Raw genomic sequence first — 20,183 nt, 5'->3', positions numbered from 1 at the left:
GCGAAACCGGCCGAATAATTTTCGCCGCCCTTGTCGGTTCCGTGAGGTCCCGCTCGTCTTGCAGGTGAGGGTGGGCGGCTCTGCCGCCGCTCTCGCCGACAGTGAAAGCAAGGACCCCCCATGCGATTCATGATGCTGATGATCCCGCTCGGCTACGAGAACGCCCCGCCGGACGTCCAACTCGATCCCGAGCGCGTCGCCGCGATGATGCGCTACAACGAGGCGCTCAAGGATGCCGGCGTGCTGATCACGCTGGACGGCCTGCACCCGCTCTCGATGGGCGCGCGCGTCTCGTTCGCGACCGGCGAGGCGGTCGTCACCGACGGTCCCTTCGCGGAAGCCAAGGAAGTTCTGGGCGGCTACTGGATGATCGAGGTCGGCTCGCGCGCCGAGGCGATCGCGTGGGCCAAGAAGTGCCCGGCCTCGGCCAATGAAGTCATCGAGATCCGCCAGGTGCAGGAGATGGCCGACTTTCCGCCCGAGGTGCAGGCCGCCGCCGCCGGCTTCGACGATCTGAAGAAATAGTCCACCGCCCGCGATGACATCGCACCCCTCGTCAATCGATCAACCAAGGAGAGAACCGATGAGCACCGAACACAAATTCCTCGCCGTCTATCTCGGCAGCATGAGCGGCGAAAGGATGAAGGCCTGGCAGGCGCTTCCCGAGGCCGAACGGAAGGCCAGGGAGCGCGAGGGCATGGCCGCCTGGCACGGCTGGGTCGAGAAGCACAAGGCTGTCATCGTCGAACTGGGTGGCCCGCTCGGCAAGACCCGCCGGATCGACGGACGGGGCATCACCGAGATCAGCAACGCGCTGACCGGCTTCACCGTGGTGCGCGCCGCCTCGCAGGAGGAGGCTGCAAAACTGTTCGAGAACCATCCGCACTTTGCGATCTTCCCGGGCGAGGCGATCGAGGTCATGCCCGTGCTGGCGATTCCGCAGATGTAGCTGCTAGCAGTCATTCCGGGGCGGTCCGCAGGACCGAACTATGGTGCGCACAGTTGCGCACCTGAGAATCTCGAGATTCCGGGCTCGGCTCCTTGAGCCGCCCCGGGCCGGGATGACTGCGGAGAATACGGGGTTAATCACGCCTCATCGCCGCTAGTGACCTTCACGCCCGGCTCATGTAAAAGCCGTTCACATGAGCTGGCGCAAGGAGCAGCGCCGCGCCGAGCGCGGCTATCACCACGGAAATCTGAAGGAGGCCCTGTTGCAGGCCGCCCTCGGGCTGATCGCCGAGAAGGGCGCGGCAGGCTTCACCTTCGCCGATGCCGCGCGCATGGCCGGCGTCAGCGCGGCGGCGCCCTACCGGCATTTCCGCGACCGCGACGAGCTGTTGTCCTCGATCGCCCAGCGCGGCTTCGAGCAGTTCGAATCCCGCCTTACCGCGGCCTGGGACGACGGCCGGCCCGACACGGTCACGGCGTTCGAGCGCGTCGGCAAGGCCTATCTCGCCTTCGCCCGCGAGGAGCCGGCGTTCTACAACGCGATGTTCGAATCGGGCCTGCCGGTCGATGCCAATCCCGCGCTTCAGGCCGCCAGCGAGCGCGCCTTCAACATTATTCGTGCCGCGGCCGAGCGGCTTGCCGCGCTAGCCCCGCCCGGCACGCCGCGCCCGCCGGCGATGATGATGGCGCTGCACATCTGGTCGATGGCCCATGGCGTGGCCTCGCTGTTCTCGCGCGGCGATGCGGCGCGGCGGAAGCTGCCGATGTCGCCGGACGAGCTGCTCGAGGCCGAGGTGCTGATCTATCTGCGCGGGCTCGGCTTCCCGACCGACCGCCGTCCGCCCGCGAAAGGCGCCGAGCCGCCGCCGGTGCCGCCGGAGGCTTCCTCCGGTTCGGGCGTGCCGCCGGGCGGCCCCTGGGGCAAGCCGAAATAAAGTTGCGCAAATAATCACGCGGGCGTGTCAGGCCGCCAGCTTGACAAAATCGCGGGATGGGCTAGCTATGTAAATGTTATTTACATTCACAACGGCGCTGATGCCGTGATGGAGATGGGAAATGGCCTACACCGCTGACGTCAATCGCTGGCGCGGCCCCTCGGACCACCAGCAGCAGTACGAGCGGCCCCGCATGCTCGACACGCCCTGGCATCCCGGCTGGATCGCCGTGACCATTCTCGGCTTCATCATCTGGTGGCCGATCGGACTTGCCCTTCTCTTTTTCACACTCGGGAGCAGAAGAATGTCGTGCTGGAGCAACCAGGATCGCTGGCAGAACAAGATGGAGCGGATGCAGTACAAGATGGACCGCATGCGCGACCGCATGGAGCGCCGTGGCTTCGGCTTTGGCTTCGGCCCGCCGTCCTCCGGCAACCGCGCCTTCGACGAATATCGCAGCGAGACGCTGCGCCGGCTCGAGGAAGAGCAGGTCGAGTTCAAGAACTTCCTCGACCGTCTGCGTCACGCCAAGGACAAGGAAGAGTTCGACCAGTTCATGGCGCAGCACAAGACGCGTCCGACCCCGCCGCCGACCGACCAGCCCCAAGGCTGATCTAGCAGGGCTGATCTAGCAAGGCTGCCAGATCTCAAAGCCTTCAGGCACATGCCCCCAAAGTCCTGATGGCCCCGAGCCGCCCGTCTGCGCAACCCGCAGGCGGGCGGTTTGGCTTTTGGCGGCGGTCGTCATGCCCGGGCTCGTCCCGCCTGCGCGGCCGAAGCCGCTTCGGCGCGGCGAAGGCCCGGGCATCCACGTCCTTCGATGTGCTCGGCACAACCTGGATGGCCAGGACAAGCCCGGCCATGACGGTGCCCCATAGAACCGGCTCACGGTGCGCCGACACTAAGAGCCCATGGACCTCCGCACCCGCCTCCTGCTCGGCCTCACCGCCTTCGCGCTGCTGGGCTATATCGGCATCGTCTATGGCGGCTGCGCGCGCGATCCCGACTGCCATTTTCGCCTCTGTGCCGGCGGGCGGTCGCTTTGTGGCGTTGATCACGCACATGTGCAGGATCGATAGAACCTCGTCCGTGCCGGGCCCGACCAAGCCCTGACAGCGCCAACGGGCAAGGCTATGACGAACGAAGGCAAGGAGATCATCCGGGACACTGCGCTGCTTGAGCGCGCGTCGACGCTATTCGATCGGTTCGGGGATTATGTTCCGCTGACGATTGCGTTCCTCAATCACTGGCCGACCGAGATCAAATTCTATCCCGAATTCGTGGTCGGCAACGCCTGGAAGGTTTTTCTCAGTTTTGGACTCTATCAGCTCGCCGCGTTCGCGCTCCGGCGCGCGGTCAAGTTCGCCAAGTCGGACCTCGTCCCATGATCCTGCTCCGCGATTTCGCGCTTTACGTCCTTCCGGTCCTCGTCGCAGGCGGCGGCTGGCTGTACGCGCTCAATCTGCGCAAGCGGACGCGGTCAGGGCGCGCACCCGAGCGGCGTTGCGTCCCTCCGGCATCACTGGCGCCCTGATCCGGACCGCCTATATTCGCCTGCACACGTGCGAGGGCGGAGCGGAGGCGACGATGGCGGAAGCTGCGATCATGGCGAGCGATGGCCTGTGGCGGAAGCTTCGCAGCGAGGCGCAGCGCGCCGCGGCCGCCGACCCCGTGTTCGGCCAGGCGCTCGCCGGCGCCATTCTCGCGCATGACGATCTTGCCGCGGCGCTGGCCGATCTGATCGGCCAGCGGCTTGGCCGCAGCGCCGCCGAGCATGCGCGCTTTGCGTCCTTTGCCCGCGACGCCTTTCGCAGCCGGCCGGATCTGATCGAGACCGCCAGCCGCGACCTGCAGTCCATCGCACTGCGCGATCCCGCCATCGCCGAGCTGTTGCCGCCATGGCTGCATTACAAGGGCTACGTGGCGCTGCAGGCCTTTCGCGTCTCGCACTGGCTCTGGCATGGCGGCCAGATCGATGCGGCGCTGCTGTTCCAGAACGAAGCCTCGAACGTCCTGCAGGTCAGCATTCATCCGGCCGCCAGCGTAGGGGCGGGGGTCTATCTCGACCACGCCACCGGCATCGTGATCGGCGCCCATGTGGTGATCGGCGACGACGTCACCATCCTGCAGAACGTCAGCATCGGCCGTCGCAGCGAGCTGCCGACACGCTCGCCGCGCATCGGCCGCGGCGTCTATATCGGCGGCGGCGCGACCATCCTCGGCGACATCGCCATCGGCGATTTCGCAAAGATCGGCGCGGACACGCTGCTGACGTCGGACGTCCCCGCCGGCTGCACCGCGGTCGGCAACCCCGCGCGACTGACCAACTGCCCCGAGCCCGCATCGGTGGCCTGATCCCCTCATTTCCTCGGAGACTTCAATGAAGACGGCAATCGTGATCGGCGTCGGCCCGGACCGCGGGCTCGGAGCCCGGCTCTGCAAGCGCTTGGCGGCCGATGGACTCAAGGTGATCGTCGCGGGCCGGACGCTGTCCGCGCTGCAGGCCGTTGCCGACGACATCACCAAAGCCGGCGGCAGCGCCGTACCCATCGTCGCGGATGCGACCAGCGAGCGCGACATCGTCGCCCTGTTCGATGCCGCCGGCGCTGACCTCGATCTCGCCATCTACAACGCCGGCAACAACACGCCTGGCAAGATCATCGAGATGGACGCCGGCTATTTCGAGAATGCCTGGCGCGTCGTGTGCTTCGGCGGATTCCTGTTCGGCCGCGAGGCGGTGCGCCGCATGGTGCCGAAAAAGACCGGCACGCTGCTCTTCACCGGCGCCAGCGCCTCGCTGCGCGGCCGCTCCGGCTACGGCGCCTTCAACTCGTCCAAGGCCGGCCTGCGCACGCTGGCGCAGGCCATGGCCAAGGAATATGCGCCCGACGGCATCCATGTCGGCCATGTCGTGGTCGACGGTGCCATTGCCGGCGACAAGATCTTCTCGCGCTTCCCGGACGCCGCCGGGTGCGAGGACAGCCTGATCGACATCGAAGGCATCGTCGACGCCTTCGCCTTTCTCTACCGCCAGCCCGAACGCGCCTGGTCGTTCGAGCTCGACGTGCGGACCTCGAAGGAGAAGTGGTAGCGACGCGGCTGTAGGGTGGGTTAGCCCTGCGGCTGCGCGAAGCGCAGTCCGCTGGCGTAACCCACCTCTTCTGCCACCGCTGAGATCAAAAGGTGGATTACGCCGTACGCATTCTCTTAATACCCCGCCGCCAGCCCGCTGTTGCGGCGCGGATCGTTCGCACCGTAGTAGCGGTTGTTGCCGACTTGCTTGCCGCCAAGCGACGGCGCGCCGACGATGATCACCGCGAGATGATTGGCCGGTTGCGGCGGGCCGAACTTGTGGCCCATGCCCTCCAGAATCTTCTGCGTGTCCGGCGACAGCGCATAGTTCTCGACATTGGTCAGGTCCGGCAGCCATTGCTGGTGGATGCGCGGCATGTCGACGGCTTCCTGCGCGTTCATGCCGTAGTCGATGGCGTTGATCATGGTCTGCAGCACGGCCGTGATGATGCGGCTGCCGCCGGGCGTGCCCACCACCATCACCGGCTTGCCGTCCTTGCTGACGATGGTCGGGCTCATCGAGGACAGCGGCCGCTTGCCGGGCGCGATGGAATTGGCCTCGCCCTGCACCAGTCCATACAGGTTGGGAACGCCGACCTTGGCGGTGAAGTCGTCCATTTCGTCGTTGAGCAGCACGCCGGTCTTCGCAGCCGTGACCTTGGCGCCGAACCAGTCGTTCAGCGTGTAGGTGACGGACACCGCGTTGCCGTCCTTGTCCGCGATTGAATAGTGCGTGGTGTTGCTGCCCTCGTGCGGCGGGACGCCTGGCTTGATGTCCTTGGAGATGCCGGCCTTGTTCGGGTCGATCACGGCGCGGATCTTGGCCGCGTAGGCCTTGTCGAGCAGGCGGTCGAGCGGATTTTTCACGAAGTCGGGATCGCCGAGATAGCTGTTGCGGTCCACGTAAGCGTGCCGCATCGCTTCGATCTGCACGTGCGTGGCAGCCGCGGAGTGATAGCCCAGCTCTTTGAGCGGATACCCCTCCAGGATATTCAGGATTTCGCAGATGACGACGCCGCCCGAGCTCGGTGGCGGCGCGGACACCACGTGATAGCCGCGATAGTCGCATTCGACGGGTGCGAGCTCGCGCGTCTTGTAGCCGTCGAGGTCGTCCTGCGTCAGCAGGCCCTTGCCGGCCTGGCTCGACGCCACGATCGCGCTGCCGACCCAGCCTTTATAGAAACCGTCGGTGCCCTTGCTGCTGATCTCGCGCAGGGTCTTCGCCAATTCGGATTGCGTCAGCTTGTCGCCGACGCCGAACGGCTGGCCATCCTTGAGGAAGATCGCGGCCGATGCGGGATCGTCCTTGAAATCGTCGGTTGCCGTGCGCAGCAGGTCGATGTCGCCCTGGTCGAGCACAAATCCCTGCTCGGCGAGCTGGATCGCGGGGGCGAGCAGATCGGCGCGCTTCATGGTGCCGTATTTCTCGCGCGCATATTCCATGCCCGAGACGGACCCTGGCACGCCCACGGCCAGATGCCCCTTGGTCGAGATGCCCTTGATGACGTTGCCGTCCTTGTCGAGATACATGTTGGCCGTCGCCCCCTTGGGCGCGGTCTCGCGGAAATCGAGGAAGGTCTTGCGGCCGTCGGCGAGCTGGATCGTCATGAACCCGCCGCCGCCGAGATTGCCCGCCGCCGGATAGACGACGGCAAGGGCATAGCCGACGGCAACGGCCGCATCGACGGCATTGCCGCCGCGCTTGAGCACCTCGACGCCCACCTCTGTCGCCAGATGCTGCGCCGACACCACCATGCCGTTTTCCGCCGCGACCGGCGCAACCGAGGCCGCACGCGCGGTGCTGTATGCGACGAGACAGATCGATACGACCGCGGCGGTCATCCACCGCACATTTGTCTGTGGTTTCGGCATGGGGAGTTCCCTTGGGCTGGCCGGTGGTGCCGGCACGTTGTTGTCCGCGAACGGACCCTATCAGCTCGCGGGCGCTGATGGAGCATGAGGAGTGGTGACGCACGATGCTCGCCAAGGCGCACCCCTGCGCTCCCTCCCCCCTTGCGGGGGAGGGTGGGGGAGAGGGGTAGCCCAGGAAACGGTGTTTATTGCGCGCCAGGGATCTTCGTCTCAGAGCGAGTGCCCGTGTGGCACCCCTCTCCCTAACCCTCCCCCGCAAGGGGGGAGGGAACCGACCCTGCTCGGAGCTGGCAGTTTTCGCCTCCAGCAACGCCGCGCAGTTGCCATCCCCCTGCACCGCCTACCTTTCCCGCAGCCAAATTCGCCGCCGGTAACCCCGCATTAACCATCGGCGGGCTCTGGTAAGGGTGGACAGGCGTGCCCGGAGCCCGAAGTCAAGGCGTGGGGCCAAGGCCCTTAGTTTTGACATGTTGGCAGGGAATGCAGGCGGCCGGCTTTGGACGAGCCCTGCACCCCAGAAAGACAAGGCTTTGAGCGGGCTTGCCGGCTGCGCGGTTAGCGCGGCGGTTGGGGAACCGGCGGTCATTTGCTGGCCGGGACATGAGGTTTAGAGATCGCCTTGAGAGGATACTGCTTATGAATCCGGCCGACGTGGCTCAGTCAGCCCTTCCGGTTGCCGCTTCCGCGGACGTGTCGCTGATCGCGCTGTTCTGGCAGGCTCACTGGATCGTGAAAGCGGTGATGCTGGGACTTCTGTCCTGCTCCGTCTGGGTCTGGGCGATCGCCATCGACAAGATCTTCCTGTTCGCCCGCACCCGCCGCTCGATGGACCGTTTCGAGCAGGCCTTCTGGTCGGGCGAGTCGATCGAGGAACTCTATCGCACGCTCTCGGCCAAGCCGACGCATTCCATGGCGGCCTGTTTCGTGGCGGCGATGCGCGAGTGGAAACGCTCGTTCGAGAGCCACGCCCGCTCGGTCGCAGGCCTGCAGATGCGCATCGACAAGGTCATGAACGTCTCGATCGCGCGCGAGGTCGAGCGGCTGGAACGCCGCCTTCTGGTGCTCGCCACCGTCGGCTCCGCCGGCCCCTTCGTCGGCCTGTTCGGCACCGTCTGGGGCATCATGTCGAGCTTCCAGTCGATCGCGGCGTCGAAAAATACCTCCCTGGCGGTGGTCGCCCCGGGCATCGCGGAAGCGCTGTTTGCGACCGCGGTCGGCCTTATCGCTGCCATTCCTGCCACTATTTTCTACAATAAGTTCACTTCCGAGGTGAACCGGCAGGCCCAGCGGCTCGAGGGCTTCGCTGATGAATTTTCAGCCATTTTGTCCCGCCAGATCGACGAGCGGGGCTGACGGACGGCATGTATAGTGTGAAGGGCAATTTGGGCACGCGATCATGGCGATGAACGTTGCGAGTTCGTCCGGAGGCGGCGGGCGCCGTGGCCGGCGCAAGCCCGTCGTGGCCGAGATCAATGTCACGCCGATGGTCGACGTGATGCTGGTGCTGCTCATCATCTTCATGGTGTCGGCGCCGATGCTGACGGTCGGCGTGCCGCTCGACCTGCCGCAGACCCAGGCCAAGAGCCTCGAGAACAACGACCAGAAGCCGCTGCAGATGTCGGTCGACATCAAGGGCAAGGTCTTCATCAACGACGCCGAGGTCGCGATCAACGAGCTGGTGCCGAAGCTGAAGGCGATCACGGATGCCCGCGGCGGGCTCGAGGAGCGCATCTATCTGCGCGCCGACAAGAAGGCGGATTACGGCACCGTGGCCAAGGTGATGGGCCTGTTGTCGGGTGCCGGATTCAAGAAGCTGGCGCTCGTCACGGAAGCGGATCAGGGGTCTTAAAGCCAGTGAAGGTGAAGGTCGACAAGACACTCGTTGCGTCGATTACCCTCCACATCCTCGTGCTGGGGTGGGGCCTCGTCACCTTTAGCAGCAAGGCCTACATCGCGCCGGAGGAGTCGCTTCCGGTCGATATCATCTCCACCGATCAGCTCGCCAAGATGATGGCAGGGCAGAAGACCGGCAAGAAGGAAGAGCCGAAGCCCAAGGTCGAGAAGATCGCGGAAGCCAAGCCTGAGGAAGACGCGGTCGGCAAGGTCACCGAGAAGAAAGAGCTGATCAAGACCAATTCGCAGCCGGAGCCGCCGCCGAAGCCCGTCGAGAAGCCGGTCGAGAAGAAGCCCGAGCCGCCGAAGCCGGTCGCCGAAGCCAAGCCGAAGGAAGAGCCGAAGCCGCAGGAAAAGAAGCCTGATCCGGCCAAGGAAGATCCGATCGCCGAGCTGCAGAAGAAGCTGGACACCAAGAAGCCGCCGCCGAAGCCGGTCGAGCAGAAGGTCGCGGCCGTGCAGCCGCAGCAGCAGCCGAAGCCGAAGGAGCGCAGCTTCGATCCCGCGCAGATCCAGCGCGACCTCGACAAGCGTGCCGCGACCCGGCACGAACAGACCGGCTCGGCGCTGAATGCGTCGGCGTCGCTGGGATCGGCGACCGGGACTGCCGCCAACAACGTTGCGACCTGGCGGGGTGCTTTCGGGAGCGCGGTCAAGCGCTGCTTCTCGGTCCCCTATGACGGGCAGGACGCCGATCAGTATGAAGCCGACATCGACATCTCCATGAAGATCGATGGCTCGCTCGCATCCGAGCCCGTTGTCGTCGCGGTGAGGGGACCGTCGCGATCGATCGCCCAGGCGGTCGCCGAGAGCGCGAAGCGCGCCATCGTGCAGTGCCAGGTCTATTCGTTCATGCCGAAGCAGCAATACGAGAGCTGGAAGCTCATCCCGATGACTTTCGGCCTGAAAGACATGTTGTGACATCCGAACAAAAGAATTTTGCAATGAATGATGCCCGTTCGATGAACCGCCGCCGCTTCATGACCCTGACTGGATCGACGCTTGCCGTGCTCGGTGGCGGACGCGCCTTCGCTCAAGGTCAGGATGGCCGCCTCCGCATCGATCCCACGGGCTTCCAGCCGATCCCGATCGCGATCAGCGGCTTCGTGCCGGGTTCGCCGTCCGACGGCGACGTCAGCAATGGCGTGACGCAGGTCATCACCAACAATTTGAAGCGCTCGGGCCTGTTCGCCCCGATCGACCAGGCTGCCTTCATCGAGCGCATCAGCAACATCGACGTCGCGCCGCAATTCCAGAACTGGAAGACCCTCAACGCGCAGGCGCTCGTCACCGGCCGCATGACGCGGCAGCCGGACGGCCGCCTCAAGGCCGAATTCCGTCTGTGGGACGTCGTGTCCGGACAGCAGCTGGCCGGCCAGCAATATTTCACCTCGCCGGAATATTGGCGCCGCATTGCCCACATCATCTCCGACCAGATCTACGAGCGCATGACCGGCGAGAAGGGCTATTTCGACAGCCGCGTCGTGTTCGTCGACGAGACCGGTCCGAAGGAGCGCCGCGTCAAGCGGCTCGCGATGATGGACCAGGACGGCGCCAACGTGCGCTATCTGACCCGCGGCTCCGACCTCGTGCTGACGCCGCGCTTCTCGCCGAACTCGCAAGAGATCACCTACATGGAGTTCGGGCAGGGCGATCCGAAGGTCTATCTCTTCAACATCGAGACCGGCCAGCGCGAGATCGTCGGCAACTTCCCGGGCATGACCTTTGCGCCGCGCTTCTCGCCGGACGGCCAGCGCGTCATCATGAGCCTGCAGCAGGGCGGCAATTCCAACCTGTTCGTGATGGATCTGCGCTCGCGCTCGACCACGCGCCTCACCGACACACCGGCGATCGACACGTCTCCGTCCTATTCGCCGGACGGCACCCGCATCTGCTTCGAGTCCGATCGCGGCGGCAGGTCGCAGATCTACGTGATGGGCGCGGGCGGAGGAGCGGCGCAGCGCATCTCGTTCTCCAAGGACGATACCAACGCGAGCTATTCGACGCCGGTGTGGTCGCCGAAGGGCGATTACATCGCCTTCACCCGGCAGGGCGGCGGGCAGTTCTCGATCGGCGTCATGAAGCCTGATGGCAGCGGCGAGCGGCTGCTCACCTCCGGCTTCCACAATGAGGGCCCGACCTTCTCGCCGAACGGCCGCGTGCTGATGTTCTTCCGCGATCCCGGCGGCAACGGCGGACCGTCGCTCTACTCGGTCGACATCTCCGGCCGCAACGAGCTGAAGGTGCCGACGCCGGGCTTCGCCTCCGACCCGGCATGGTCGCCGCTATTGTCCTCGACCGCTGGCCAATAAATCGCGCGTTCAGACGCGCGATGTTTCCGAAAAAAAGCGCCGTTTTTTTCGCGTTCGGTGGGGAAAGCAAGCTTTCCTTCACCTTGTGCCCGGCAACGCTTGCCTAGTTGCTTGATATTTCAGCGCAATTGGGTTCGCAATTGCCGAAAAACAACTCGACTTTAACGATGTTCCCTCAGAAAGGCTTCACCTGGGCTGGGTAAAAGTACGCGCTAAACAGGACGCGTAAGTAGCCAATGCAGCTGGCCGACCAGAAGCAGAGCGATCGAGACGAGCTGGAGCCGATACTCTACGCCGCTCTCATCAACTCTATGGTTCAGAATTTCTGGGCGATCTTCCTCGGCTCGGCCTCCGCAGCCGTGGCCGCGGTCATGACTGCGTTGAAGACCGGCGACGTCTGGCTGTGGCCGCTCGCGTTCCTGCTGATCGCCATCGGCACCGCCCGCGCGTTCCAGATGCGCGGATACGAGAACCGCGCACACCCGCTGTCGTTCGAAGAGGCCAAGCACCTGGAGCCGCGCTACTGGATCGGCGCGCTCAGCTATGCGGCCGTGCTCGGTATCTGGGCCTTCGTCGTCATCTACAACAACGAGGATCCGGTCGCCGACATGCTCGCTGTCGCCATCGGCATCGGCTACACCGCCGGCGGCGCCGCACGCAATTACGGTCAGCCCCGGGTGATCCAGTGGCACGTCGCACTCGCCTGCGGTCCGATGTCGCTCGCGCTGCTGCTGCACGGCGGCCCTTATCACGTCGGCCTCGCGATCCTGCTCATGTTCTTCTTCATCGGCCTGAAGAACATCAACCTCAGCCTGCACGCGATCTTCGTCAAGGCGCTGACCTCGAGCTTCCGCGAATCCGCGCTGGCCAGCCAGTTCGACACCGCGCTCAACAACATGCCGCACGGCCTGTGCATGTTCCGCGCCGACGGCCGCCTTGCGGTGATGAACCATCGCTTCGGCGAGCTGATGGGCCTGCCCGAGGACCTGGTCAAGCGCGGCGCGACCGCGGCCGACATCGTCTCGGCCTGCATCGCCGCCGGCACCATCTCGGCGGAGAGCGGCAACCAGATCCTGGCCGAGATCGCACATGCGCGGATCTGCGAGATCGTCACCGCCGATCCGGATTCCGCGCGCAGCCGCACGCTGGCCTGGACGTTCCAGCCGATGACCGGCGGCGGCACCGTGCTGCTGCTCGAGGACATCACCGAGCGCACCAACGCCGAAGCCCGCATCAGCCATCTCGCCCGCTATGACGAGCTCACCGCGCTGCCCAACCGCGTCTCCTTCCGCGACGAGATCGAGCGGCTGCTGGCAAACGCGCACCATGCCGAACGCCTCTCGGCGCTGCTGTTCGTCGACCTCGACCAGTTCAAGCAGGTCAACGACACGCTCGGCCATCCCTGCGGCGACCAGCTCCTGTGCGCGGTCGCCAACCGCCTGCGCGAGATGCTGCGGCCGGAGGATTTCGTCGCCCGCTTCGGCGGCGACGAGTTCGTCGTGTTCCAGCAGAACATCTCTTCGGCCGAGGATGCCGCGAGCCTTGCCCGCCGCATCGTCGAGCGGCTCAGCGAGCGCTATCGCATCGACAATCACCTGGTCGAGATCGGCGCCAGCGTCGGCATCGCGCTGACTTCGCCGGACGCCAAGGTCAGCGCCGACACCCTGCTCAAGAACGCCGACATGGCGCTGTACCGCGCCAAGGCCGACGGCCGCGGCACCTTCTGCTTCTTCCGCGACGAGATGGCGGCGACCGTCGAAGCCCGCCGCATCCTCGAGCTCGACCTGCGCAAGGCGCTCGCCAACGAGGAGTTCGAGCTGTTCTACCAGCCGCTGGTCAACCTCAAGTCCGGCAAGATCACCACCTGCGAGGCGCTGCTGCGCTGGAATCATCCGGTGCGCGGCACGGTCTCCCCGATCGACATCATTCCGGTTGCCGAGGACATGGGCCTGATCGTCGATCTCGGCCGCTGGATCCTGCGCCGCGCCTGCATGGAATGCATGAAGTGGCCGGAGGGCGTCAGCGTCGCCGTCAACTTCTCGCCGCAGCAATTCCACCAGCGCGACGTGCTGAGCGAAATCCGTTATGCGCTGGAGGTCTCGGGGCTTCCGGCGCATCGGCTCGAGATCGAGATCACCGAGTCCTCGCTGCTGCGCAACACCCAGCTCACCCACGATATCCTGTCGCAACTGCATGCGCTCGGCGTGCGCATCTCGCTCGACGATTTCGGCACCGGCTATTCGAGCCTCAGCTACCTGCACAATTTCCCGATGCAGAAGGTCAAGATCGACCGCTCCTTCCTGGAAGGCATCGACACCGACCGCCCGCTGACGCTGCTGCGCGGCGTGGCCCGCCTGTCGGCCGACCTCGGCATGGCGGTCGTGGTCGAGGGCATCGAGACCAACGAACAGCTCGAACTGATCAGCGCCGACGGCACCGTCTCGGAGGCGCAGGGCTATCTGTTCAGCCGCCCAGTGCCCGCCGTGCGCATGCGCCAGCTCCTCAACGCCTCGCATGGACGGCGCGGCGAGAGCCTGCTCCAGGTCGTCGCCTCGCGCTCTTTCGCCTAATCCCACTATCGGGAATATGCTGTGGTTTCAGACTGTTGCTACCTACCGTAGTGCTACGGGGGGTTAACCCTAACCATTCGATTGCTTTGCTTCATTGTTAAGAAGCTGTTAAGAAATCATCACGCGCGTGGAAGTTGTCCCGCGCGTTTGTGTGAGCGGTGGTGGGTAAGGGAGTTGGAATGCAGTCCTCAGCCAGAGCGATCATTTCGGCTGTTGGACGGGGTGCCGAGCTCCTGACCGACGTCGACTATCACCTCGCCGAAACCGCCGCGGAGAAGGAGGAGATCTACAATCTCCGCTACCGCGCCTACCTGCGCGAGGGCGCGGTCAAGGAATCCGCGGAAGCACGCGTCACCGACCAATATGACGAATTGCCGAACGCGTGGACCTTCGGCGTCTATCTCCAGGGCAAGCTCTGCAGCTCGGTGCGCATCAGCGTGCTGACCGCGGACTGGCGCCAGTCCACCTCGGCCGACGTCTTCCCGGATATCCTGCTGCCGCGGCTCGATCGCGGCGAGGTCATGATCGACCCGACGCGGTTCGTCGCCGATCCCGACCAGGTCAAGCGCGTCCCGGAATTGCCCTATCTGACCACCCGGCTCGCCTACATGGCCTGCGAGCACTTCAACGCCGATCTCGGCCTTGCGATCGTGCGCCCCGAGCATCAGGCCTTCTACCGCCGGGTGTTCCTGCACGAGACCATTGCCGAGCCGCGTCTGGTTCCGGGTCTGACGAAACCGTTCGGGCTGATGGCGGCGGACTTCCCGACCTTCCGCAAGAAGGTGTTCGAGCGCTATCCGATCATGCGCTCCACCGCCTTCGAGCGGCGGATGCTGTTCGGGCGCGGCGTCCAGCGCCAGGTCCCGGCGCGGCCGATGCTGGTGCCGGAGGCCGTTCACGACGCCGTCCACGCCTAGGATCTGCGTCGGCTACATGACGGTCGCTTGAGCCTTCGGCCACGGCTCGTACCGCATCACATCCCGCTCAAGGCCCAAAATTCCAGCAAAACCAGCGATTTTGCCTGCCGGTGCGGCTTGCCTTCACCCTCGCGCCACATTTACAAACCATTAACCATGACGGTTGCTTTTCGCGGGTTGGGGGCATTTGACCGGCTGAGGCAAGGTTCCGTCAAGGTTGACGGAACGTTCGCTTAACCAACCCCCTGTAGACCGGACAGCAGTGGACTAACGTGAGCGTGGAGGCTCCGGAATGAAACATCCTATGCGTATCCTCCAGGGATTGAAGCTGGCCGCGGTGCTTGCCGTCGCACTGTCGATGGGCGCCTGCGCCAACAAGAATGCCGCGACGGATGCGATGGCCAATGCGGCGACGCCCGGCAGTCAGCAGGACTTCGTCGTCAACGTCGGCGACCGCGTGTTCTTCGAGAGCGACCAGACCGATCTGACCCCGCAGGCGATCGTGACGCTGGAGAAGCAGGCGCAGTGGCTGCAGAGCTATCCGCGCTACTCCTTCACCATCGAAGGCCATGCCGACGAGCGCGGCACCCGCGAATACAACATCGCGCTCGGCGCCCGTCGTGCCCAGTCTGTGCGTTCGTTCCTCGCCTCGCGCGGCATCGATCCGAACCGCATGCGCACGATCTCCTACGGCAAGGAGCGCCCGGTGGCCGTCTGTAACGACATCTCCTGCTGGTCGCAGAACCGCCGCGCCGTCACCGTGCTGAACGCGAGCTCCTGACGCTTTCAGGCGCCGTTCATCTTCAGGAATAGATCATGCCGGCGCCCTCACGGGCGCCGGTTTCGTTTCAGCGATCTGTGACAGAAACCCCTTTGTCGCAGTCACATTTTTGGCGTACTCCACTTCGATGTGTGGCGCGTCGAAAGTTCCGTCGCAGGCCATTTGCTTTCGTCGTCAGGGCAAGATGTCATCCAGATTGAAGGTTTTCACCGGCTCCGTGGCGACCGCCGCGCTGCTCTCCTTGTGCTCGCCCGTCTTCGCCCAGACCGATGACGATCCCGAGATTCGGATCGAGCGGCTGGAGAACCAGCTGCGCCAGCTCACCGGCCAGAACGAGGAGCTGCAATACCGCAACCGCCAGCTCGAGGAGCGCCTGCGCGCGCTCGAGGGCGGCGCGCAAGCCGCTCCCGGGCAGGTGCCGGTGCAGCCCAGCGTCACCGCGGTGCCGCCCGCGCAGGTCGCCCCAGCCTATCGCCAGCAGCCGCCGCAACAGCAGCAGGCCATGCAGCCGAATTACGAGCAGCCGCAGGGCGCGCCTCCCGCGCCGATCGCGCAGGAGCAGCCGGCCCCCGGTGCTCCGGGCTCGCGCCGCCGCGGCGATGCGTTCGATCCGAACCAGAATCCCAATGCCCCCGGCGCACCGCGCGCGCTCGGCGGCGGTCAGCAGCCGATGCCGGCAGGCCAGCAGGCCGGTGCGCCCGGTGGCCGCAACGCCGGCGAGCCGCTCGATCTCGCCAACACCAGCCCGCGCTACCAGCAGGGCGTGCCGCCCGCGGCCCAGCCCGGCTATCCGCCGGCCCAGCAGCAGGGTTATCCGGCACCGGGTGGCGGCGCCGGCCTCACGACGCTGCCGCCCTCGGCGACGCCGCGCGACGAGTTCGACCTCGGCATCGGCTACATGCAGCGCAAGGACTATGCGCTCGCCGAGCAGACCATGAAGAATTTCGCGCAGAAATATCCGAGCGACCCGCTGCTCGGCGACGCGCAATACTGGCTCGGCGAAAGCTATTTCCAGCGCCAGCAATATCGCGATTCCGCGGAAGCATTCCTCGCGGTCACCACCAAATACGACAAATCGGCCAAGGCGCCCGATGCGCTGCTGCGGCTCGGCCAGTCGCTCGCCGCGCTGAAGGAGAAGGAGGCGGCCTGCGCCGCCTTCGGCGAGATCGGCCGCAAATATCCGCGTGCCTCCGCCGGCGTCAAAGCCGCGGTCGACCGCGAGCAGAAGCGGGTGAAGTGCTGATCCGCTGACAAGGCGGACGGCATTGCGCTAAACAGTCGGTCCATCCGCGGGCGATTGCAGCGTCATGTCAGACGACGACAATTCACCGATCTCGGCGCGCACGGCGAAGCAGCTCTTCGCCGCGTTGAAAGGCGCGCCGGCGCTCGTGCTCGCCGTCTCCGGCGGGCCTGACTCCGTCGCGCTGATGTGGCTCGCGGCGCGCTGGCGGCGCAGTCTTGCGCGCGGGCCTCTTCTCACCGTCGTCACCGTCGATCACGGCCTGCGTCCGGAAGCGGCGCGCGAGGCGCGCGAGGTCAAGCGGCTCGCGGCCGAGCTCGGCCTGCCGCACCGGACCCTGCGCTGGCGCGGCGCCAAGCCGAAGACCGGACTGCCTGCCGCCGCACGCGAAGCCCGCTACCGCCTGCTCGCGGAAGCCGCGCGAAAAGCCGGCGCGAGCCATGTGCTGACGGCCCATACCCGCGACGACCAGGCCGAGACGCTGCTGATGCGCATGCTCCGCGGCAGCGGGCTGGCCGGGCTGTCGGCGATGGCGGAGCTGACCGAGCGCGATGGCGTCGTGCTGACGCGTCCGCTGCTCGACGTGCCGAAGTCGCAGCTCGTTGCGACGTTGAGGCGGGCGAAGATCGGCTTCGCCGAGGATCCCACCAATCGCGACACGACGTTTACCCGGCCGCGGCTACGCGCGCTGCTGCCGCAACTCGCGGCCGAGGGCGGCGATGCCAGGAGCCTGGCGCGGCTCGCGGGCCGGCTGGCGCGTGCCAATGCGGCGGTCGAGGTGCTGACCGACGGTGCCGAGCGCTTCCTCCGTTTGAGGGATCGCGACGATGCGCCGCATGGGCCGGCCGCGCGCAGCTTCGAGGCGCGCGCCTTCGCGGGCCTGCCGGAGGAGGTTCGCCTGCGGCTGCTGCTGCGGGCCATCGATGCCCTCGGCCATGAGGGGCCGGCGGAACTCGGCAAGGTCGAAACCCTGCTGTCCGCGCTCGATCAGGCCCTGGCTGCAGGCCCCCGCGCAGCCGCAAATGGCCGTGCGATCTTGAAGCAGACCCTTGCGGGAGCCTTGATCAGCCTTGCCGGGGGGCGTATCTCCATCGTGCCTGCGCCGGCCCGGCGATCCCGAGGGGACTTCAAGGGCGGATGAGGGCGGATCATGACACCGGCCGCTTCCGGCCGAGGTTGTCAGGACACCTTAACCAGGCAGGAAAAACCCCGCTTCGGGCGCCATTATTTCAGCGGGAATCGCCCTAAGATGGGATAAATAGTCCCATCTCGTTCCCTTGGCATCGAGCGGGGCGGCACCTAAATTGTATGCGTCTAACGATGAGGATTCCTTGGGGATTTCCTCGAATAGCCCCAAGTAACTGGGTCGAGTAACTCCTGAAGGATCAGGGCCGCGATCCGCGCGACCACGAAGGAAGATCGATGAACGCCAATCTGCGCAACTTCGCCCTCTGGGTCATCATTGTCTTGTTGCTATTGGCGTTGTTCACGCTCTTCCAGAATCCGGGTCAGCGCGCCTCCTCGCAGGACATCGCCTTCTCCCAGCTCCTGAGCGAAGTTGACCGCGGCAATGTGCGCGACGTCGTGATCCAGGGGCCGGACATCCACGGCACCTTCACCAACGGCTCGAGCTTCCAGACCTATGCGCCGAACGACCCGACGCTGGTGAAGCGCCTCTATGACAGCAAGGTCCAGATCACCGCGAAGCCGCCCGGCGACAACGTGCCGTGGTTCGTCTCGCTGCTGGTCTCCTGGCTGCCCTTCATCGCGCTGATCGGCGTGTGGATCTTCCTGTCGCGGCAGATGCAGGGCGGCGCCGGCAAGGCGATGGGCTTCGGCAAGTCGCGCGCCAAGATGCTGACCGAAGCGCATGGCCGCGTCACCTTCGAGGACGTCGCCGGCGTCGACGAAGCCAAGCAGGACCTGCAGGAGATCGTCGAATTCCTGCGCGACCCCGGCAAGTTCCAGCGCCTCGGCGGCCGTATTCCGCGCGGCGTGCTGCTGGTCGGCCCTCCCGGCACCGGTAAGACCCTGATCGCGCGTGCGGTCGCGGGCGAAGCCAACGTGCCGTTCTTCACCATTTCGGGTTCGGACTTCGTCGAGATGTTCGTCGGCGTCGGCGCCAGCCGCGTCCGCGACATGTTCGAGCAGGCCAAGAAGAACGCGCCCTGCATCATCTTCATCGACGAAATCGACGCGGTCGGTCGTCATCGCGGCGCCGGTCTCGGCGGCGGCAATGACGAGCGCGAGCAGACGCTGAACCAGCTGCTTGTCGAGATGGACGGCTTCGAGGCGAACGAGGGCGTGATCCTGATCGCCGCGACCAACCGCCCCGACGTGCTCGATCCCGCGCTGCTGCGTCCGGGCCGCTTCGACCGTCAGGTCGTGGTGCCCAATCCCGACGTCGTTGGTCGCGAGCAGATCCTCAAGGTTCACGTCCGCAAGGTGCCGCTGGCGCCGGATATCAACCTCAAGACCATCGCGCGCGGCACCCCGGGCTTCTCCGGCGCCGACCTGATGAACCTCGTCAACGAAGCCGCGCTCACCGCCGCCCGCCGCAACAAGCGGATGGTGACCCAGGCCGAGTTCGAGGAAGCCAAGGACAAGGTGATGATGGGCGCCGAGCGCAAGTCGCTCGTCATGACCGAGGAAGAGAAGCTGCTGACGGCCTATCACGAGGGCGGCCACGCCATCGTCGGCCTCAACGTGCCCGCGACCGATCCGATCCACAAGGCGACCATCATTCCGCGCGGCCGTGCACTCGGCATGGTCATGCAGCTGCCGGAGCGCGACAAGCTGTCGATGTCCCTGGAGCAGATGACCTCGCGCCTCGCCATCATGATGGGCGGCCGCGTCGCCGAAGAGCTGATCTTCGGCCGCGAGAAGGTGACCTCGGGCGCCGCCTCCGACATCGAGCAGGCCACGCGCCTCGCCCGCATGATGGTGACGCGCTGGGGCCTGTCGGAAGAGCTCGGCACCGTCTCCTATGGCGAGAACCAGGACGAGGTGTTCCTGGGCATGTCGGTCTCGCGCACGCAGAACGCCTCCGAGGCGACCGTGCAGAAGATCGACTCCGAGATCCGCCGCCTGGTCGAGGAAGGCTACAAGGAAGCGACCCGCATCCTCACCGAGAAGCATGGCGACCTCGAAGCGCTGGCCAAGGGCCTGCTCGAGTTCGAAACGCTCTCGGGCGACGAGATCGTCGACCTGCTCAAGGGCAAGAAGCCGAACCGCGAGTCCGTGCTCGAGCCGACCACCCCGCGCGCCTCCGCCGTGCCCCCGGCCGGCAAGTCGCCGCGCCCGCGGCCCGATGCCGATCCCGGCCTGGAGCCCCAGCCGCAGGCGTAACGCAAGCGGCAGGACGAATTGAAAAACGCGGCGGCAACGCCGCGTTTTTTATTGGGTGGTGCTGACGCGCCAGAAGCTCAGCTCCCGTGCCCCGGACGCGGTGCGGCGCGAAGCGCCGCTCCGCAGAGCCGGGGCCCATGCTGCAGCGGAGTGCGTGGCCTCCTGGGTCCCGGCTCTGCGCAGCAACGTTGCACGCTGCAGCGCGTCCGGGACACGAGAGGGCGGCGCGCCGCAACCGCAAGCTCCGTCATTGCGAGCGCAGCGAAGCAATCCAGGCTGCCACCGCGGAGAAGTT

19 protein-coding genes are annotated in these 20,183 nt (G+C 65.7%); 18 read left to right on the top strand and 1 reads right to left on the bottom strand.

All coding sequences use genetic code 11. From position 1 onward, the window contains the following. The first annotated feature begins 120 nt into the window (after window positions 1-120). The 8 genes from JQ617_RS14340 to JQ617_RS14305 all read left to right on the top strand — a co-directional run bounded on the left by JQ617_RS14340 (window position 121) and on the right by JQ617_RS14305 (window position 4,974). Window positions 121-525, top strand: coding sequence for a YciI family protein (locus JQ617_RS14340; RefSeq protein WP_212026876.1), 405 nt, complete (start codon window positions 121-123; stop codon window positions 523-525). 58 nt (window positions 526-583) lie between these two features. Beyond that, on the top strand, window positions 584-949 hold the full coding sequence (locus JQ617_RS14335; protein ID WP_212026875.1) for a YciI family protein: 366 nt from the start codon (window positions 584-586) through the stop codon (window positions 947-949). Window positions 950-1,142: 193 nt separating this feature from the next. Beyond that, on the top strand, window positions 1,143-1,883 hold the full coding sequence (locus JQ617_RS14330; RefSeq protein WP_063694105.1) for a TetR/AcrR family transcriptional regulator: 741 nt from the start codon (window positions 1,143-1,145) through the stop codon (window positions 1,881-1,883). Between the two features lie 121 nt (window positions 1,884-2,004). Continuing rightward, window positions 2,005-2,496 carry a DUF2852 domain-containing protein gene (locus JQ617_RS14325; protein ID WP_063694104.1) on the top strand — a complete coding sequence of 164 codons (492 nt, stop codon included), beginning with the start codon at window positions 2,005-2,007 and terminating at the stop codon, window positions 2,494-2,496. Window positions 2,497-2,794: 298 nt separating this feature from the next. Beyond that, complete coding sequence (locus JQ617_RS14320; RefSeq protein ID WP_212026874.1) at window positions 2,795-2,962, top strand: hypothetical protein; 168 nt, start codon at window positions 2,795-2,797, stop codon at window positions 2,960-2,962. Between the two features lie 54 nt (window positions 2,963-3,016). Next, window positions 3,017-3,271, top strand: a complete 255-nt coding sequence (locus JQ617_RS14315; protein WP_212026873.1) for a hypothetical protein — start codon at window positions 3,017-3,019, stop codon at window positions 3,269-3,271. A gap of 199 nt (window positions 3,272-3,470) precedes the next feature. Continuing rightward, the gene (locus tag JQ617_RS14310; protein ID WP_212026872.1) at window positions 3,471-4,238 is read left to right on the top strand and encodes a serine acetyltransferase domain-containing protein; all 768 of its coding nucleotides are present in this window, start codon (window positions 3,471-3,473) and stop codon (window positions 4,236-4,238) included. Between the two features lie 25 nt (window positions 4,239-4,263). Further along, window positions 4,264-4,974 carry an SDR family NAD(P)-dependent oxidoreductase gene (locus tag JQ617_RS14305; RefSeq protein ID WP_212026871.1) on the top strand — a complete coding sequence of 237 codons (711 nt, stop codon included), beginning with the start codon at window positions 4,264-4,266 and terminating at the stop codon, window positions 4,972-4,974. Between the two features lie 116 nt (window positions 4,975-5,090). Here JQ617_RS14305 and ggt read toward each other — a convergent pair whose 3' ends face one another. Next, window positions 5,091-6,827 (bottom strand): gamma-glutamyltransferase, encoded by a 1,737-nt coding sequence (ggt, locus tag JQ617_RS14300; RefSeq protein ID WP_212026870.1) that lies wholly within the window; start codon window positions 6,825-6,827, stop codon window positions 5,091-5,093. Between the two features lie 636 nt (window positions 6,828-7,463). Between ggt and tolQ the strand changes: the two genes are divergently transcribed. The 10 genes from tolQ (at window position 7,464) to ftsH (ending at window position 19,888) form a co-directional block, all read left to right on the top strand. Beyond that, window positions 7,464-8,180 (top strand): protein TolQ, encoded by a 717-nt coding sequence (gene tolQ / locus JQ617_RS14295; RefSeq protein WP_018641591.1) that lies wholly within the window; start codon window positions 7,464-7,466, stop codon window positions 8,178-8,180. Between the two features lie 43 nt (window positions 8,181-8,223). Beyond that, complete coding sequence (gene tolR, locus JQ617_RS14290; RefSeq protein ID WP_080139316.1) at window positions 8,224-8,676, top strand: protein TolR; 453 nt, start codon at window positions 8,224-8,226, stop codon at window positions 8,674-8,676. A gap of 5 nt (window positions 8,677-8,681) precedes the next feature. Further along, window positions 8,682-9,641, top strand: coding sequence for a cell envelope integrity protein TolA (tolA, locus tag JQ617_RS14285; protein WP_212026869.1), 960 nt, complete (start codon window positions 8,682-8,684; stop codon window positions 9,639-9,641). A gap of 41 nt (window positions 9,642-9,682) precedes the next feature. Continuing rightward, window positions 9,683-11,032 (top strand): Tol-Pal system beta propeller repeat protein TolB, encoded by a 1,350-nt coding sequence (gene tolB / locus JQ617_RS14280; protein ID WP_212027421.1) that lies wholly within the window; start codon window positions 9,683-9,685, stop codon window positions 11,030-11,032. 236 nt (window positions 11,033-11,268) lie between these two features. Beyond that, a complete protein-coding gene (locus tag JQ617_RS14275; protein WP_063694094.1) occupies window positions 11,269-13,602 on the top strand; it encodes a putative bifunctional diguanylate cyclase/phosphodiesterase in 2,334 nt (777 codons plus the stop codon). Window positions 13,603-13,781: 179 nt separating this feature from the next. Continuing rightward, entirely contained in the window at window positions 13,782-14,519 is a 738-nt protein-coding gene (locus JQ617_RS14270; RefSeq protein ID WP_212026868.1) for an N-acyl amino acid synthase FeeM domain-containing protein, read from the top strand. A gap of 292 nt (window positions 14,520-14,811) precedes the next feature. Beyond that, entirely contained in the window at window positions 14,812-15,300 is a 489-nt protein-coding gene (pal, locus tag JQ617_RS14265) for a peptidoglycan-associated lipoprotein Pal (protein ID WP_024337630.1), read from the top strand. 184 nt (window positions 15,301-15,484) lie between these two features. Beyond that, window positions 15,485-16,543, top strand: coding sequence for a tol-pal system protein YbgF (gene ybgF / locus JQ617_RS14260; protein WP_212026867.1), 1,059 nt, complete (start codon window positions 15,485-15,487; stop codon window positions 16,541-16,543). A 64-nt stretch (window positions 16,544-16,607) separates the two neighbouring features. Further along, entirely contained in the window at window positions 16,608-17,681 is a 1,074-nt protein-coding gene (tilS, locus tag JQ617_RS14255) for a tRNA lysidine(34) synthetase TilS (RefSeq protein WP_212026866.1), read from the top strand. Between the two features lie 281 nt (window positions 17,682-17,962). After that, window positions 17,963-19,888, top strand: a complete 1,926-nt coding sequence (ftsH, locus tag JQ617_RS14250) for an ATP-dependent zinc metalloprotease FtsH (RefSeq protein ID WP_063694090.1) — start codon at window positions 17,963-17,965, stop codon at window positions 19,886-19,888. Window positions 19,889-20,183: the final 295 nt, after the last annotated feature.

The organism is Bradyrhizobium sp. KB893862 SZCCT0404 (assembly GCF_018130885.1).
Taxonomy (GTDB): domain Bacteria; phylum Pseudomonadota; class Alphaproteobacteria; order Rhizobiales; family Xanthobacteraceae; genus Bradyrhizobium; species Bradyrhizobium stylosanthis.
This window is presented reverse-complemented; position numbering and strand designations above follow the sequence as displayed.

Excerpts from the sequence above, each read along its gene's own strand:
- tolQ (WP_018641591.1), top strand. The coding sequence starts at position 7,464 with ATGAATCCGGCCGACGTGGCTCAGTCAGCCCTTCCGGTTGCCGCTTCC.
- JQ617_RS14325 (WP_063694104.1), top strand. The coding sequence starts at position 2,005 with ATGGCCTACACCGCTGACGTCAATCGCTGGCGCGGCCCCTCGGACCAC.
- tolR (WP_080139316.1), top strand. The coding sequence starts at position 8,224 with ATGGCGATGAACGTTGCGAGTTCGTCCGGAGGCGGCGGGCGCCGTGGC.
- JQ617_RS14320 (WP_212026874.1), top strand. The coding sequence starts at position 2,795 with ATGGACCTCCGCACCCGCCTCCTGCTCGGCCTCACCGCCTTCGCGCTG.
- JQ617_RS14275 (WP_063694094.1), top strand. The coding sequence starts at position 11,269 with ATGCAGCTGGCCGACCAGAAGCAGAGCGATCGAGACGAGCTGGAGCCG.
- JQ617_RS14340 (WP_212026876.1), top strand. The coding sequence starts at position 121 with ATGCGATTCATGATGCTGATGATCCCGCTCGGCTACGAGAACGCCCCG.
- JQ617_RS14310 (WP_212026872.1), top strand. The coding sequence starts at position 3,471 with ATGGCGGAAGCTGCGATCATGGCGAGCGATGGCCTGTGGCGGAAGCTT.
- JQ617_RS14270 (WP_212026868.1), top strand. The coding sequence starts at position 13,782 with ATGCAGTCCTCAGCCAGAGCGATCATTTCGGCTGTTGGACGGGGTGCC.
- JQ617_RS14305 (WP_212026871.1), top strand. The coding sequence starts at position 4,264 with ATGAAGACGGCAATCGTGATCGGCGTCGGCCCGGACCGCGGGCTCGGA.
- ftsH (WP_063694090.1), top strand. The coding sequence starts at position 17,963 with ATGAACGCCAATCTGCGCAACTTCGCCCTCTGGGTCATCATTGTCTTG.
- JQ617_RS14330 (WP_063694105.1), top strand. The coding sequence starts at position 1,143 with ATGAGCTGGCGCAAGGAGCAGCGCCGCGCCGAGCGCGGCTATCACCAC.
- ggt (WP_212026870.1), bottom strand. The coding sequence starts at position 6,827 with ATGCCGAAACCACAGACAAATGTGCGGTGGATGACCGCCGCGGTCGTA.
- ybgF (WP_212026867.1), top strand. The coding sequence starts at position 15,485 with ATGTCATCCAGATTGAAGGTTTTCACCGGCTCCGTGGCGACCGCCGCG.
- pal (WP_024337630.1), top strand. The coding sequence starts at position 14,812 with ATGAAACATCCTATGCGTATCCTCCAGGGATTGAAGCTGGCCGCGGTG.
- JQ617_RS14315 (WP_212026873.1), top strand. The coding sequence starts at position 3,017 with ATGACGAACGAAGGCAAGGAGATCATCCGGGACACTGCGCTGCTTGAG.
- tilS (WP_212026866.1), top strand. The coding sequence starts at position 16,608 with ATGTCAGACGACGACAATTCACCGATCTCGGCGCGCACGGCGAAGCAG.
- tolB (WP_212027421.1), top strand. The coding sequence starts at position 9,683 with ATGAACCGCCGCCGCTTCATGACCCTGACTGGATCGACGCTTGCCGTG.
- JQ617_RS14335 (WP_212026875.1), top strand. The coding sequence starts at position 584 with ATGAGCACCGAACACAAATTCCTCGCCGTCTATCTCGGCAGCATGAGC.